Origin of the sequence: Stutzerimonas kunmingensis, from assembly GCF_014764705.1 — a bacterium.
Lineage (GTDB): Bacteria > Pseudomonadota > Gammaproteobacteria > Pseudomonadales > Pseudomonadaceae > Stutzerimonas.
The window spans coordinates 198,170-213,319 of the sequence record NZ_JACXXG010000002.1 but is presented as its reverse complement, the minus strand read 5'-3'; the positions used below and the strand labels follow the sequence as shown (position 1 = coordinate 213,319).

Below are 15,150 nucleotides of genomic sequence, written 5' to 3'. Positions count from 1 at the left end.
CCATGCCGTTCCGCTTCACCAGTCCAGGGCACGGATGACGCCGGCCCTGGCCGTTGGTCGCTCACTGCAGGCAAACTTGCACCGCACCTCAAGCCGCACGCCGATTGGCCGATGAACAGGGGTTAGCCTCGCCTGCACGAACCACAATGACCCGCACCCAGCACATCCACCCGATTCTCGAAGAAGGCATCGACCGCAAGGTGCTGACCACGCTGCGGGCGCGCTTTCTCGCGGTCAACTCCGCACGCCTGGAGCGGGCCCTGCAGGCCATGTCGACGCGCCAGCAGCAGGTACTCAAGCTGCTGCCGCTGCTGTTTCACGTCAACCATCCGATTCTCCCCGGCTATGTCTCGGCGACTACCCCTGCCGGACTCGCGCACTTCGTGCCGGACGCCGAGCAGCTCGCCGAAGCACAGCGCCTGAGCCGCTCGTTCGCCTACAAGCCGGCGCGCGGAAAACTGCCGCAGCCGATACTCGGCCTGTTCCTCATGGGCAGCCTCGGCACCGTGGCGCAGGACGAGCACAGCGATCTGGACGTGTGGGTCTGCCACGATCCCGCCCTGGACGCCGGCCAGATCGAGGAACTGCGCCGCAAGTGCGAACTGCTGCAAGCCTGGGCGGCGAGCCAGGGCAGCGAAGCGCACTTCTTTCTGGTCGATCCGCAACGCTTCACCCAGGGCCAGCGCGAAGCCAGGCTGACCTCCGATGACTGTGGCACCACCCAGCACTACCTGCTGCTCGACGAGTTCTACCGCACGGCGCTCTGGCTCGGCGGGCGCACCCCGCTCTGGTGGCTGGTGCCGGACTACGAGGAGCACCGCTACGACGAATATGTGGCGACGCTGCTGGCCAAGCGCTTCGTGCGCGCCGACGAAGTACTCGACCTCGGCCACCTGGGCCAGGTGCCGCCCGGCGAGTTCGTCGGCGCCGGACTCTGGCAGCTCTACAAGGCCATAGCCTCGCCCTACAAATCGCTGTTCAAGCTGCTGCTGGTGGAGGTGTATGCCAGCCAGTATCCGCAGCTGCGCTGCCTGGCCCTGGACTTCAAACAGGCCATCTATCAAGGGCGGTTCGATCTGAACGAGCTCGACCCGTATATCGCCGCCTACCTTGCCATCGAGCGTTACCTCGGCGCGCGCGGCGACCACGAGCGCCTGGAGCTGGCGCGGCGCTGCCTGTACCTGAAGATCAATCGCCCACTGAGCCGGCCACCGGTCAACCGCAACAAGAGCTGGCAGCGCAGCCTGCTCGAGCGGCTGACCCACGACTGGCGCTGGGACGAGCGGCAGTTCGCACTGCTCGACAACCGCAGCCACTGGAAAGTGCGTCAGGTCAGCCAGGAACGTCGCATGCTGGTCAACGAACTGACCTACGGCTATCGCTTTCTCAGCGACTTCACCCGACGCCTTCAGGCCACCAGTCCGCTCACCAGTCGCGACCTCGGCGTGCTGGGTCGTCGCCTGTACGCCGCGATCGAACGCAAGGCCGGCAAGGTCGAGGTGGTCAATCTTGGTATCTCGCCGGATATGGCTGAACACAGCCTGACCCTGGTGCACGATTACGACGCTGCGGGCGACGTGCGCTGGTCGCTCTATCAGGGCCAGCTCACCGCGCCGGAACTGAGCAATTTCGCCCCATTGAAGCGCTCTCGCGAGCTGGTCGCGCTGCTGGCCTGGTGTCACCGCAACGGCGTGGTGGATGTCAGCACCCACCTGTCCCTGTTCCCTGGCGACAGCGGCCTGAGCGAAGCGGAACTGTTCGCCCTGTTCAGCGACCTGCGCCGTGCGCTGCCGATGCCGCTATGCCCGGTGGACGAAGAAGCTCTACTGGCCGCGAGCAAACCCAGCCGGGTGCTGCTGCTGATCAACATCGGCCTGGACCCCACCCAGCAAGCCCCGACAGCATCTGCCATCGGCGAGCAGTCGATGCTGAACGCGGCGCCGGAAAGCCTGGTGCTGAGCGTGGATCAGGTCACGCTCAACAGCTGGAACGAGATGCTGGTGACCCGCTACGACGGGCCGAAGGCGCTGCCACTGTGCCTGCGCGATTATCTGGATAGCCTCGAGCAGGTCGTGCAGGCACCGCAGCTGCAGGTCTTCTGCTTCGCCCGCAATCGCGGACAGGCCATCGCGCGGCGGGTCGAGCAGATATTCGAGGATGCCCGCCAGAGCCTTGCCAGCATCGCTCATGGACGCTACCTGCTTCAGGTTCGCCAGCATTTCCACATGCTGCAGCGCGAGGCGAATGCGCTGCGTCTCACCCACCTGAGCGATCGCGCCGCACTGCTCGAACACCTTGGCGAGGCCCACCACGCCTACAGCCCGCTCCGGCTCGATCGTGCGGCGCTGGACGGTGACGATCTGGCGCTGATTCTTGCGCAAGGCCGCCCGGGATGCCTGCAGGTGTTCTACCGCACGGCCGGGGAAATCGCCGAACTCAGCGTGCTCGATGAATGCAATGCCCTCTGGCGCCAGCAGCTGCCCTATCGCGACGAGCGCACCCTGCTGCGCCCGCTGATGCGCTTTCTCGAGTCGATGCTGTATCGGCGTAACGCGCAGCAGCCCGGCCAAAGCCAGGAGCTGGTCGACCCGGCGATCCTCTTCTACCGCATTCAGCCGGGACAAGGCGCGCGACCGGCACAACTGGAACGAAGACCGGCGCCCCAGGGCGAGGTCAACGATCCGTTCTACGACGTGCAGGCGATTGTCGAAGCGGGCGAAAACGGTCGCTCGCAGGTCACCCTGTACTGTAACCATCAGGAGTTTTCCGGCCTGGAATATGGTGCCGAGCTGTTCGCCGCCGTGACACGCACGATCATTTCCCGGCGCCGCGACGGTGAACGCTACCCCTGCTACATCACCGACCTCGACCTCACTGGCCTGCACGGCAGCGGACGCAGCCAGACGGTCCAGTACCTGCGCTACAAGGCGCGCCTGGAGGCAGCGCTGAACGCGGCAATGGAGTCATAAGAGGGCGCTGACGGGGCTTCAGTCAGCGTCTCGACGAGGTTCCGGCCTGACGAACCAGCTGCATTGCGCAGTGGCTATCCAACGCTTTTCGCGCCAACAAAGGCAGAGCTGCGGAAAGCTGCTACCAGCCCGATCGCAGCGGCGGCCAGGCTGATCATCTCGCAAGCGTCGCCCGTCAGAACGGATCGCCTGCCGCTTCGGGCTGGTATTCGATCGCGAGCAGAGTGAGCTTGATCATCTTGCCGGATGGAGTCGGCCAGTCGATGTGCTGGCCGACACTCATGCCCAGCAGCGCCGTACCGACCGGTGCGAGGACGGACACGATGCCTTCCTTGCCGGCATCGTGGGGATAGACCAGCGTCAGGTGGTAGTCCTTGCCCGTGCCTTCGTCGCGGCAGTGCACGCGCGAATTCATGGTCACGACGCCCGCAGGCATCTCGCTGCGTTCCACGATCTGCGCCCGCGACAGTTCCTGCTCGAGCGCTTCGGCGGCCGGACCGTAGTCGTCCAGACTGTCGAGCAGCCGCTCAAGGCGCTGCAGATCGAGTTGGGTAAGGATGATCGGCGGTGCACTGGTCATGGGTTCTGGCAAGCTCCTGCGAAAAAATAAAACACGAAAAAAGCAAAACCCCGCCCGAAGGCGGGGTTTTGTTGACCTGCGAAGACACTATCACAGCAGCCCGAATAAGCAAGGCCCCCACCGGCAGCGCCCGGCTCGCGGGGGCTGCACGCAGATTGCGTCAGATATCCTCGAATTCCAGCGCTTCGCCGCCCTGCTCCTGCGTCACCCGCGAGAGCAGCTCTCCGAGGCGCTCGCCGCTAGCATCGCACAGCCACAGCTGGCTGCCTTCGTCGTAGTCGAAATGAAAGCCGCCGGAGCGCGCCGCGACCCACAGCTGGCGCAACGCGGGCTGGCGGCTGAGGATCAGCTGACTGCCGTTATCGAAGCGCACTGTCAGCACACCACCGGAGTTCTCCAGGTCGACGTCCAGACTGGTGTCATCGAATACGTCCTCGACGCTCTCCTGCACAGCATCGACCAGATCGTGATAACGGGCTTCGCTCAGGCTCATGCAACACTTCCTCGAATTGTTCTGCACGCGACGCGGGCCGCATGCGATGGCGGCGAGCTTAGCAGGGCGCAGCCGGATCAAGCGAGCCGCCCGCCAGCACGGCAGCCGTGTGACGTGCTGCTCGCATAGGCAATCCGCCGGGTGCTGGGTATACTCCGGCGATTAGATTTTTCAAGGATTCCAGTCCCCATGAAGCGCCTTCTGCTTCCCTTCATCGCACTCGCCGTCTTCGCCGCCGCGCTCAGCGGTTGTGGCCAGAAAGGTCCGCTGTACCTGCCGGATGACGAGAAAACCGTCAAAGAACGTTCCAAAGACCGTTTCGAACTCTAAAGGAGGCTGTTCATGGAGGCCTTCTCGTACCGCGACGGTCAACTCTTCGCGGAAGGCGTGGCACTGCCCGCACTTGCGCAACGCTTCGGCACCCCGACCTACGTCTATTCCCGCGCGCACATCGAAGCCCAGTACCGGGCGTATGCCGATGCGCTGGATGGCATGCCGCATCTGGTCTGCTTCGCCGTCAAAGCCAATTCGAACCTGGGCGTGCTGAACGTCCTGGCACGTCTCGGCGCCGGCTTCGACATCGTCTCGCGCGGTGAGCTGGAGCGCGTACTGGCCGCCGGCGGACAGCCGGACCGTATCGTCTTCTCTGGCGTCGGCAAGACCCGTGACGACATGCGCCGGGCGCTGGAAGTCGGCGTGCACTGCTTCAACGTGGAATCCACCGATGAACTGGAGCGCCTGCAGCAGGTCGCCGCCGAGCTCGGCAAAAAGGCGCCGGTGTCGCTACGGGTCAATCCGGACGTCGATGCCGGCACCCACCCGTACATTTCCACAGGTCTCAAAGAGAACAAGTTCGGCATCGATATCGACAATGCCGAGGCGGTCTACGCCCGTGCCGCCGAGCTGCCGAACCTGGAAGTGGTCGGTGTCGACTGCCATATCGGTTCGCAGCTGACCAGCCTGCCGCCTTTCCTCGATGCGCTCGACCGCCTGCTCGCACTGACCGAGCGCCTCGCCGCACGCGGCATCCAGATTCGTCACCTTGACCTCGGTGGCGGCCTCGGCGTGCGTTACCGCGACGAGCAGCCACCTTTGGCCGGTGACTACATCCAGGCCGTGCGCCAGCGCATCGAAGGCCGCGGGCTGGCGCTGGTGTTCGAGCCAGGCCGCTCCATCGTCGCCAACGCCGGCGTGCTGCTGACCCGCGTGGAATACCTCAAGCACACCGCGCACAAGGATTTCGCCATAGTCGATGCGGCGATGAACGACCTGATCCGTCCGGCGCTGTACCAGGCGTGGATGAACGTCATCGCGGTGCAGCCGCACGAAGGCGATACGCGTCGCTACGACATCGTCGGACCGATCTGCGAAACCGGCGACTTCCTCGCCAAGGATCGTGAGCTGGCGCTGGTCGAGGGCGACCTGCTGGCGGTGTGTTCGGCCGGTGCCTACGGCTTCGTCATGAGCTCCAACTACAACACCCGCGGCCGCGCCGCCGAGGTGCTGGTGGACGGTGACCAGGCCTTCGAAGTGCGCCGTCGCGAGAGCGTTCAGGAGCTATACGCCGGCGAAAGCCTGCTGCCCACTTGAGGCCAAGATCATGCTTCTGCGCTTTACCAAGATGCACGGTCTGGGCAACGACTTCATGGTCATCGACCTGGTCAGCCAGCACGCGCACATCCAGCCCAAGCACGCCAAGCAGTGGGGCGATCGCCACACCGGAGTCGGTTTCGATCAGCTGCTGATCGTCGAGCCGCCGCAGAACCCGGACGTGGATTTCCGCTACCGCATCTTCAATTCCGACGGTTCGGAAGTGGAGCAGTGCGGCAACGGCGCGCGCTGCTTCGCCCGCTTCGTGGTCGACAAGCGCCTGACCGTGAAACGCAAGATCAAGGTCGAAACCAAGGGCGGCATCATCGAGCTGGATATCCGTCCCGATGGGCAGATCCGCGTCGACATGGGTCCGCCGCGACTGGTGCCGTCCGAGATTCCGTTCCAGGCCGACCAGGAAGCCCTGAGCTATCCACTCGAAGTCGATGGCCAGCGCGTCGAGTTGGCCGCCGTGTCCATGGGCAACCCCCATGCGGTGCTGCGCGTCGACAGCGTCGAGCAGGCACCTGTGCATGAACTCGGACCGAAGATCGAACATCACCCGCGCTTTCCGCAGCGGGTCAATGTCGGCTTCCTGCAGGTCGTCGATCGCCGCCATGCGCGGCTGCGCGTGTGGGAACGCGGCGCCGGCGAAACCCAGGCCTGCGGTACCGGCGCCTGCGCGGCTGCGGTCGCGGCAATACGCCAGGGCTGGATGGATTCGCCGGTACAGATCGAGCTGCCGGGTGGCCGCCTGTCCATCGAATGGGCAGGTCCCGGGCAGCCGGTTATGATGACCGGCCCCGCCGTTCGTGTATTTGAAGGACAGGTTCGCCTATGACCGACCAGACCCAGGGCAGCACCCCGCTACCCGACGCCGAAGCCGTCGCCGCCTACCTGCGCGCCCATCCGGAATTCTTCGTCGATCACGACGAGCTGATCCCTGAGCTGCGCATCCCCCATCAGCCGGGCACCGCGGTGTCGCTGGTGGAGCGTCAGGTCAAGCTGCTGCGTGAGCGCAACATCGAGATGCGCCATCGTCTGTCGCAACTGATGGACGTGGCGCGCGACAACGACCGTCTGTTCGACAAGACCCGCCGCCTGGTGCTCGACCTGCTCGACGCCAGCAGCCTGGAAGAAGTGGTCAGCGCGGTGGAAGACAGCCTGCGCCACGAGTTCCAGGTGCCCTACGTCAGCCTGATCCTGTTCAGCGACGCGACACTGCCGGTGGGCCGCTGCGTCAGCACCGGCGAGGCGCAGCAGAGCATCGGCGGTCTGCTCGACGGCGGCAAGACCATCTGCGGCGTGCTCCGCCCGCACGAGCTGAGCTTTCTGTTCGGCGCCGAAGACAGCAGCAGCGTGGGCTCCGCGGCGGTAGTCAGCCTGAACAATCAGCTGGGCGTACTGGCGATCGGCAGCCCGGATCCACAGCACTACAAGAGCTCGCTGGGCACGCTGTTCCTCGGTTATATCGCCGAAGTGCTGACCCGCGTGCTGCCGCGCTTCGGTACGCCGCTGCGCTCGGTACGCTGAGCGCAATTGCCGGCCAACGCCACGCACCACACGCGCCTGCTCGCGGCCTGAGGCTGGAGCCTGTTCATGCAGAACGAACTCGACGCCTACTTCGAACACCTGCGCAGCGCCCGGCAGCTGTCGGGCCACTCGCTGGACGGCTACCGCCGCGACCTGAACAAGCTGCTGACTTACTGCGAGCGCGAAAACATCGCCGAGTGGAATGCACTGCAAGGCCGACACCTGCGCCAGCTGGTCGGCGAGCTGCATCGCCAGGGCCAGTCCAGCCGCAGCGTAGCGCGCCTGCTCTCATCGGTGCGCGGCCTCTACCGCTACCTGAATCAGGAAGGCCTCTGCCAGCACGATCCGGCTATCGGCCTGTCCGCGCCGAAAGGTGAACGACGTCTTCCGAAGCTGCTGGATACCGACCGCGCCATGCAGCTGCTCGATGGTGGCGTCGAGGACGATTTCATCGGCCTGCGCGATCAGGCGATGCTCGAGCTGTTCTATTCATCCGGCCTGCGGCTTTCGGAACTGGTCAGCCTGAACCTCGACCAGCTCGACCTGCCCGCGGGCATGGTGCGAGTGCTCGGCAAGGGCAACAAGGTGCGCGAGCTGCCGGTAGGGCGCAAGGCGCGCGAGGCGTTGCAGGCCTGGTTGCCTGTACGTGCGCTGGCCAACCCGGCCGATGGCGCGGTATTCATCGGTCAGCAGGGTCGTCGCCTCGGCGCGCGGGCCGTGCAAGTGCGAGTGCGCCAGGCCGGCGTGCGCGAGCTTGGCCAGCACCTGCATCCACACATGTTGCGCCACAGCTTCGCCAGCCACCTGCTGGAGTCGTCGCAGGACCTGCGCTCGGTGCAGGAGCTGCTCGGCCATGCCGACATCGGCACCACGCAGATCTATACCCATCTGGATTTTCAGCACCTGGCCAAGGTCTACGATCAGGCGCATCCGCGCGCCAAGCGCAAGCAGGACACCGACACATGAGCATTCGCCTGATCACCTTTGACCTGGACGACACCTTCTGGGAAACCACCCCGGCCATTCAGAGCGCCGAAACCGCCCTGCGCGACTGGCTCGGTGTGCATGCGCCGCGCCTGGGCGAATTTCCCGTCGAAGCCCTCGGCGCGATCCGCCGCATGCTGGTGGAGCAGGACTCGGCGCTGCGCCACCGTATCAGCGAGCTGCGCCGGCGCATCCTGCAGCACGCGCTGCACGATGCCGGCTATCCCGCCGATGAAGCGGGAGAACTGGCCGAACGGGCCTTCCAGGTATTTCTCGACGCGCGCCATGAGGTGCAGATTTTCCCGGACGTGCAACCGACCCTGGAGTTTCTCGCCAATCACTACACCCTCGGGGTGATCACCAACGGCAATGCCGACGTGCGCCGCCTGGGCCTGGCCGACTATTTCCAGTTCACCCTGTGCGCCGAGGAGCTGGGTGTCGGCAAGCCCGACCCACATCCGTTCCAGCAAGCCCTGCGCCTGGGCGATGCGCGCCCGGAACAGGCCGTGCACGTCGGCGACCACGCGCTGGATGATATCGCCGGCGCGCAACAGGCGGGCATGCGGGCGATCTGGTTCAACCCCAAACTCGCCGCCTGGCCGCACGATTACCATCCCGATGCGCAAATCCAGAGCCTGGCCGAATTGCCCAAGCTGCTGCTCGGCTGGCGCGGCGACTGAGCGAGAAGCCAGACGCCAGATACGCAAAGCCCGCCTTGGAGGCGGGCTTTGCGCAATTCTTTTTGGTGCTCAGATAGGGCGACTGCCGTACTTGCTATCCGGCTTCTTCGGCGGGTCGGCGACCACATTGGGCTCGACTTCCTGCACTTGGCCGCCACGCGCGAGAAATTCTTCCATGGCCCGCGCCAGTGCATCGCGCTCTTTCTGCTTGGCTTCCAGGCTCGGCAGTTCGTCCGGTTCCACGGCCTTCGCCTTGGCCTTCTTAGCCGGCGTAGCGCGCTCGCTGTCGGTCCCTTCGTCGTCGAGACTGTCGTCGCCATCATCGGCAGCGTTCAGCTCTTCCCCTTCCTCCTCGTCGCTAACGTCCAGATCGTCTTGTTCTAGTTCTTCGTCGCTCATGTTCAACCTCATGGCCTTGCCAAAGCGGAGTAAGTTATAGCCCAGCGATGCGGAAAGACCGACACCGCCAAAAAAAATTCAACTTGCCGTCCCGTGCAGCGTTGCCACAATCTGCCGCGCGCCACCCTGGTCGCGGTGCTCTCCGAGATAGATGCCCTGCCAGGTACCGAGTGCCAGCCCCCCATCGCTGACCGGCAGGCTCAACTGGCAGCCGAGCAGGCTGGCCTTGAAATGCGCCGGCAGATCGTCCGGCCCTTCGTAGTCGTGCTCATAGCCTCCCTCACCCTGCGGCACCAGGCGATTGAAGAAGCGCTCGAAATCTCGCCGAACCGCTGCATCGGCATTCTCGTTGATCGTCAGCGAGGCCGAGGTATGCCGCAGCCACAGGTGTAACAGACCGACCCGGCATTGCCGCAGTTCCGGCAGTGCGTCGAGCAGCTCATCGGTGACGAGATGAAAGCCGCGTGGCCGCGCGCGCAAGGTGATCAGGGTCTGTTGCCACATGTTCGAAGACTCATGTTCAACGGCTGGTCGCGCGCATTCTAGCGTGGCGCCAAAAAAAACAAAGGGCGCCAAAAGGCGCCCTTGTAATGAACCAGCGAATCGTTACTGGCGAGTGAACTCCGGATAGGCTTCCAGACCGCACTCGACGACGTCCACGCCCTCGTATTCCTCTTCCTCGCTGACACGCAGGCCCATCACCGCCTTGATGATGCCCCAGACGATCAGGCTGGCGATGAACACCCAGAGGAAGATCGACACCAGACCCAGCAGCTGGGCACCGAAGGTGGCATCGGCGTTGGTCAGAGGCACGGCCAGCAGGCCCCACATGCCGGCAACACCGTGCACGGAGATGGCACCGACCGGGTCATCGAGCTTGAGCTTGTCCAGGCCAAGGATGCTGAACACCACCAGCACACCACCCACGCCGCCGATCAGGGTCGCCTGCAGAGCGCTCGGGGTCAGCGGTTCGGCAGTGATCGCCACCAGACCGGCCAGCGCGCCGTTGAGCACCATGGTCAGGTCAGACTTGCCGAACAGCAGACGCGCGGTGATCAGCGCGGCGATCAGGCCGCCTGCAGCGCCCATGTTGGTGTTGACGAAGACCTGAGCGACGGCATTGGCGTCTTCGATGGTGCTCATCTTCAGCTGCGAGCCACCGTTGAAGCCGAACCAGCCCATCCACAGGATGAAGGCACCGAGGGTCGCCAGCGGCATGTTGGCACCGGGGATGGCGTTGATCTGACCGTTCGCACCGTACTTGCCCTTACGCGGACCGAGCAGCAGCACACCCGCCAGAGCAGCAGCCGCACCGGCCATGTGTACGATGCCCGAGCCTGCGAAGTCGAGGAAACCCGCCGCGTCGAGGAAACCACCGCCCCACTTCCAGAAGCCCTGAACCGGGTAGATGAAGCCGGTCATCACCACCGCGAAGGCGATGAACGCCCACAGCTTCATGCGTTCGGCCACCGCACCGGAAACCACCGACATGCAGGTCGCGGCGAACACGATCTGGAAGAAGAAGTCGGCACGCGCGGAGTAGTAAGGCGCGTCCTCACCACCGGCGGCGACCACGTCGACGGCGTTCTCGTCGCCGATCAGGAAGCCCAGGCTCGGCAGGATGCCGCCGTCCGGGCTGGAGTACATGATGTAGTAGCCGACCAGCAGATACATGATCGACGCCAGCGCGTAGAGCACGATGTTCTTGGTGAGGATCTCGGCGGTGTTCTTCGCCCGGACCAGACCGGCTTCGAGCATGGCGAAACCTGCCGCCATCCACATCACCAGCGCTCCGCAGATCACGAAGTAGAAGGTATCGAGTCCGTACTGGACGGGTATCAATGCAGTGCTATCCATGTTTCACCTCTTGCTGTCGCGCTTTGTGCGCTGTTCGGTCCACCGGCCATCGCATGCCGCGTCGATGGCCGGTGCCGCTTTTCGGATTGGCCCCGGGGTTGGCTCCGGGGTGCCCTGAATGGATTACAGGTTGTAGCCACGCTCGTTATGCAGGCTGAGGTCGAGGCCGATGGTCTCCTGCTCCTCGTTCACCCGCAGGCCCATCACCAGATCGATCGCCTTGAGGATCAGGTAGGTGACGATGCCGGTGTACACCACGGTGAACAGCACGCCCTTGAACTGAATCCACAGCTGCAGGCCGATGTTCTCCACTTCGCCGAAGCCACCCAGCATAGGTGCCGCGAAGATGCCGGTGAGCAGCGCACCGACGATGCCGCCGATGCCGTGCACACCGAAGGCGTCCAGCGAATCGTCGTAGCCGAGCTTGCGTTTCAGGCTGGTGGCGCAGAAGAAGCAGACCACTCCGGATACCAGGCCGATGACCAGAGCGCCCATCGGGCCCACTGTGCCGGCAGCCGGCGTGATGGCGACCAGACCGGCAACCACGCCGGAGGCGATGCCCAGCGCGCTGGGTTTGCCGTGGCCGATCCACTCGGCGAACATCCAGCCCAGCGCCGCGGCGGCAGTAGCGATCTGCGTGACCAGCATGGCCATGCCGGCCGTACCGTTGGCGGCGATGGCCGAGCCCGCATTGAAGCCGAACCAGCCGACCCAGAGCATTGCGGCACCGACCAGGGTCAGGCCCAGGTTGTGCGGCGCCATCGGCGTGGTCGGATAGCCCTTGCGCTTGCCCAGCACCAGGCAGGCCACCAGTCCGGCGATACCTGCGTTGATGTGCACCACGGTGCCGCCAGCGAAGTCGAGCACCCCCCAATCCCACATCAGGCCGCCGTCGCCGCCCCAGACCATGTGCGCGATCGGCGCGTAGACCAGGGTGAACCAGACGCCCATGAACACCAGCATCGCGGAGAACTTCATGCGTTCGGCGAAGGCGCCGACGATGAGTGCCGGGGTGATGATGGCGAAGGTCATCTGGAAGGTGATGAAGATGCTTTCAGGGAAGGCGCCGACCAGGCTGTCGGGCGTCAGACCGCTGAGAAAGGCGCGGTCCAGGCCGCCGACGAAGGAATTGAAGTTGGTGACCCCAGCTTCCATACCGGTGGTGTCGAACGCGAGGCTGTAGCCGTAGACCATCCAGAGGATGCTCATCAGGCCGGTGACCGCAAAGCACTGCATCATCACCGAGAGAATGTTCTTCGAGCGGACCATGCCGCCGTAGAACAGCGCCAGCCCAGGGATGGTCATGAACAGCACCAGCGCAGTGGCCGTCAGCATCCATGCCGTGTCGCCTGAATCCAGCGTTGCCTCCTGCGCCAGGGCCAGGCCTGGACTTATCAGAGACAAAAGGGCTCCTAGCCCTGCGAATTTTCGCAGAGTCATGGTTTTACTCCTGGGGCGTGGGGGTTCGGAGGTGCTGCTTAAATCGCGTCGGTATCGGTTTCGCCGGTACGGATGCGGATGGCCTGTTCCAGGTTGACCACGAAGATCTTGCCGTCGCCGATCTTGCCGGTGTTGGCCGCCTTGGTGATGGCCTCGATGACGCGATCGAGCTGATCGTCGGCGATGGCCACGTCGATCTTTACCTTCGGCAGGAAGTCGACGACGTATTCGGCACCGCGATACAGCTCGGTGTGGCCCTTCTGACGACCGAAGCCTTTGACTTCGGTTACGGTGATGCCCTGTACGCCAATTTCCGACAGCGACTCGCGCACGTCGTCCAGCTTGAACGGCTTGATGATGGCAGTGACTAGTTTCATGAAAACTTCTCCCGTTTTAGGTGGACTTGCCCCAGAAGTACGAACCCGGCTCAAGTCTATGCTCAGTGTCTGGCTCTTGTAACGCTCCGGCTGTAGCCGGTCCGCAGTCCGACACCACCAACCTCTCCGACAAAGCGTCGCGAATCACCGATGCACCGCAACCCGTTGGTGCATGCGTCGCTGGGGACAAAGCAGAATCAGTGCCAGCTTTACGCAATGCCCGTTTTTACGGGGGTGCGCACGGATGGAATGGATGCCCGACGGACGGTAGCGTCCAGAACACGCACAATATTGGTGCGCGCATGCACCAGCAGCTGCTCATTTTTTGTGCACGCCACCTGAGAAAGACCGGAAAAAGCCCGTGCTACACTGCGCCCGGTTCAACCACAGGTGTTTTCAATGTTGCCGCCAAAAGCTTTCCTAGATGCCATCGGCTCCCAGGCCTCGCGCCTGTTCAACGGCGAGACGCCGCTGCCGCGTGGCGAGTTCGAAGCCCAGCTCAAGGGTGTGGTCCAGGGCGCACTGAACAAGCTCGACGTGGTCAGCCGCGACGAATTCGACAGCCAGATGGTGGTGCTCGCCCGCACCCGCGCGCGCCTGGAGGCGCTCGAAGCCAAGGTTGCCGAACTGGAAGAAAAGCTCACGCCGCCCGCGTCCTGACAGACCGGGCCGGCGACACGATCAAAGGAGTGATCGGATGTCCCTGGCCATAGTTCATAGCCGCGCGCAGATTGGCGTCGAAGCGCCGCCGGTGACCGTCGAAGCTCATCTGGCCAACGGCCTGCCGGCGCTGACCCTGGTCGGCCTGCCGGAAACCGCGGTCAAGGAAAGCAAGGATCGCGTGCGCAGCGCCATTCTCACCTCCGGCTTCGATTTTCCCGCTCGACGCATCACCCTCAACCTCGCCCCCGCCGACCTGCCAAAGGACGGCGGCCGCTTCGACCTGTCCATTGCCCTGGGCATCCTCGCCGCCAGCGGTCAGCTGCCGGCCGAGCGGCTCGACAACCTGGAATGCCTCGGCGAACTGGCACTGTCCGGCGCCTTGCGCCCGGTCCAGGGAGTCCTGCCGGCTGCCCTCGCCGCTCGAGCGGCAGGGCGCGCGCTGCTGGTGCCACGGGCCAACGCCGAGGAAGCCAGCCTGGCCTCGGGGCTCACCGTCTATGCCGCCGAGCACTTGCTCGAGGTCGCAGCGCACTTCAACGGCATCACGCCGCTCGAACCCTATGTGGCCCAGGGCCTGCTACGACAGATTCAGCCTTACCCCGACCTGGCCGACGTGCAAGGTCAGCAGGCGGCCAAGCGCGGGCTGCTGATCGCCGCGGCTGGCGCGCACAACCTGCTGTTTTCCGGCCCGCCAGGCACCGGCAAGACGCTGCTGGCCAGCCGCCTGCCCGGTCTCTTGCCGCCGCTGGACGAACAGGAGGCGCTGGAAGTCGCCGCCATCCATTCGGTGGCCAGTCACAGCCCTCTCGAGCATTGGCCGCAACGGCCCTTTCGGCAGCCCCATCACAGTGCATCCGGCCCGGCGCTGGTCGGTGGCGGCAGCCGTCCGCAGCCAGGGGAGATCACCCTGGCGCATCAGGGCGTACTGTTTCTCGACGAGCTGCCGGAGTTCGACCGCAAGGTGCTCGAGGTCTTGCGTGAGCCACTGGAGTCGGGGCATATCGTCATCGCTCGGGCCCGCGACAAGGTGCGTTTTCCGGCGCGTTTCCAGCTGGTGGCGGCGATGAATCCCTGCCCCTGTGGCTACCTCGGTGATCCCAACGGGCGCTGCCGCTGCACGCCGGACCAGATCCAGCGCTATCGCAACAAGCTCTCCGGCCCGCTGCTCGACCGCATCGACCTGCATTTGACCGTGGCGCGCGAGGCGACGGCCCTCAACGCTCCGCCGCAGACGGGCCAGAGCAGTGCCGTACTCGCCGCCCAGGTAGCCCAGGCGCGACAGCTGCAACTCGCCCGTCAGGGCTGCGCCAACGCCTTCCTCGACCTCGCCGGATTGCGCAGCCATTGCCAGCTCGGCACCGAGGATCAGGCCTGGCTGGAGCGCGCCTGCGAACGCCTGGCACTGTCGCTGCGCGCCGCGCACCGCCTGCTCAAGGTGGCGCGCACCCTCGCCGATCTGGAACAGGCCGAGCGAATCAGCCGCCAGCACCTCGCCGAAGCCCTGCAGTACCGGCCCGGCAGTCAAGGCTGAGCCTGCTCTAGCCCGGGCTTCGGTGCGCATCGATCAGCTGCGGACAACGGGCAT

The 15,150-nt window shown here is 64.7% G+C and carries 16 protein-coding genes; 9 read left to right on the top strand and 7 right to left on the bottom strand.

The genetic code is table 11. From position 1 onward, the window contains the following. The first annotated feature begins 146 nt into the window (after positions 1-146). A complete protein-coding gene (locus IEG05_RS02800; protein ID WP_046618345.1) occupies positions 147-2,969 on the top strand; it encodes a class I adenylate cyclase in 2,823 nt (940 codons plus the stop codon). Positions 2,970-3,144: 175 nt separating this feature from the next. On the opposite strand, the gene rnk is transcribed toward IEG05_RS02800, so the two are convergent. Together rnk and cyaY are read right to left on the bottom strand one after the other, a co-directional pair. After that, positions 3,145-3,549 carry a nucleoside diphosphate kinase regulator gene (gene rnk, locus IEG05_RS02795; protein ID WP_046618346.1) on the bottom strand — a complete coding sequence of 135 codons (405 nt, stop codon included), beginning with the start codon at positions 3,547-3,549 and terminating at the stop codon, positions 3,145-3,147. A gap of 160 nt (positions 3,550-3,709) precedes the next feature. After that, positions 3,710-4,042, bottom strand: coding sequence for an iron donor protein CyaY (cyaY, locus tag IEG05_RS02790; protein WP_046618347.1), 333 nt, complete (start codon positions 4,040-4,042; stop codon positions 3,710-3,712). A 189-nt stretch (positions 4,043-4,231) separates the two neighbouring features. Here cyaY and lptM point away from each other — a divergent pair, with 189 nt between their 5' ends. From lptM to IEG05_RS02760, 6 genes are all read left to right on the top strand, one after another. Beyond that, positions 4,232-4,372 (top strand): LPS translocon maturation chaperone LptM, encoded by a 141-nt coding sequence (gene lptM, locus IEG05_RS02785; RefSeq protein WP_014821761.1) that lies wholly within the window; start codon positions 4,232-4,234, stop codon positions 4,370-4,372. 12 nt (positions 4,373-4,384) lie between these two features. Further along, positions 4,385-5,632 (top strand): diaminopimelate decarboxylase, encoded by a 1,248-nt coding sequence (lysA, locus tag IEG05_RS02780; RefSeq protein WP_041015176.1) that lies wholly within the window; start codon positions 4,385-4,387, stop codon positions 5,630-5,632. Positions 5,633-5,642: 10 nt separating this feature from the next. Next, a complete protein-coding gene (dapF, locus tag IEG05_RS02775) occupies positions 5,643-6,473 on the top strand; it encodes a diaminopimelate epimerase (RefSeq protein ID WP_041015177.1) in 831 nt (276 codons plus the stop codon). Further along, positions 6,470-7,165: a DUF484 family protein gene (locus IEG05_RS02770; protein ID WP_014821764.1), complete on the top strand. Its 696-nt coding sequence runs from the start codon at positions 6,470-6,472 to the stop codon at positions 7,163-7,165. The genes dapF and IEG05_RS02770 overlap by 4 nt, the downstream gene beginning before the upstream one ends. 66 nt (positions 7,166-7,231) lie before the next feature. Next, entirely contained in the window at positions 7,232-8,131 is a 900-nt protein-coding gene (xerC, locus tag IEG05_RS02765) for a tyrosine recombinase XerC (RefSeq protein WP_046618350.1), read from the top strand. Further along, positions 8,128-8,829: an HAD family hydrolase gene (locus IEG05_RS02760; protein ID WP_046618352.1), complete on the top strand. Its 702-nt coding sequence runs from the start codon at positions 8,128-8,130 to the stop codon at positions 8,827-8,829. Before xerC ends, IEG05_RS02760 begins: the two co-directional genes overlap by 4 nt. A 69-nt stretch (positions 8,830-8,898) precedes the next feature. Here the strand turns inward: IEG05_RS02760 and sutA are convergent, their stop codons facing one another. From sutA to glnK, 5 genes are all read right to left on the bottom strand, one after another. Beyond that, positions 8,899-9,228, bottom strand: coding sequence for a transcriptional regulator SutA (gene sutA / locus IEG05_RS02755; protein WP_003283413.1), 330 nt, complete (start codon positions 9,226-9,228; stop codon positions 8,899-8,901). A 78-nt stretch (positions 9,229-9,306) separates the two neighbouring features. Further along, the gene (locus IEG05_RS02750) at positions 9,307-9,732 is read right to left on the bottom strand and encodes a secondary thiamine-phosphate synthase enzyme YjbQ (protein ID WP_014821767.1); all 426 of its coding nucleotides are present in this window, start codon (positions 9,730-9,732) and stop codon (positions 9,307-9,309) included. A 102-nt stretch (positions 9,733-9,834) separates the two neighbouring features. Beyond that, positions 9,835-11,085: an ammonium transporter gene (locus IEG05_RS02745; RefSeq protein ID WP_014821768.1), complete on the bottom strand. Its 1,251-nt coding sequence runs from the start codon at positions 11,083-11,085 to the stop codon at positions 9,835-9,837. Between the two features lie 123 nt (positions 11,086-11,208). Then, positions 11,209-12,525, bottom strand: coding sequence for an ammonium transporter (locus IEG05_RS02740; protein ID WP_046618355.1), 1,317 nt, complete (start codon positions 12,523-12,525; stop codon positions 11,209-11,211). 38 nt (positions 12,526-12,563) lie between these two features. Next, positions 12,564-12,902 carry a P-II family nitrogen regulator gene (glnK, locus tag IEG05_RS02735; RefSeq protein WP_003096476.1) on the bottom strand — a complete coding sequence of 113 codons (339 nt, stop codon included), beginning with the start codon at positions 12,900-12,902 and terminating at the stop codon, positions 12,564-12,566. Positions 12,903-13,301: 399 nt separating this feature from the next. Between glnK and IEG05_RS02730 the strand changes: the two genes are divergently transcribed. Then, on the top strand, positions 13,302-13,562 hold the full coding sequence (locus IEG05_RS02730) for an accessory factor UbiK family protein (protein WP_013981620.1): 261 nt from the start codon (positions 13,302-13,304) through the stop codon (positions 13,560-13,562). Positions 13,563-13,599: 37 nt separating this feature from the next. Further along, a complete protein-coding gene (locus IEG05_RS02725; RefSeq protein WP_046618358.1) occupies positions 13,600-15,096 on the top strand; it encodes a YifB family Mg chelatase-like AAA ATPase in 1,497 nt (498 codons plus the stop codon). Positions 15,097-15,150: the final 54 nt, after the last annotated feature.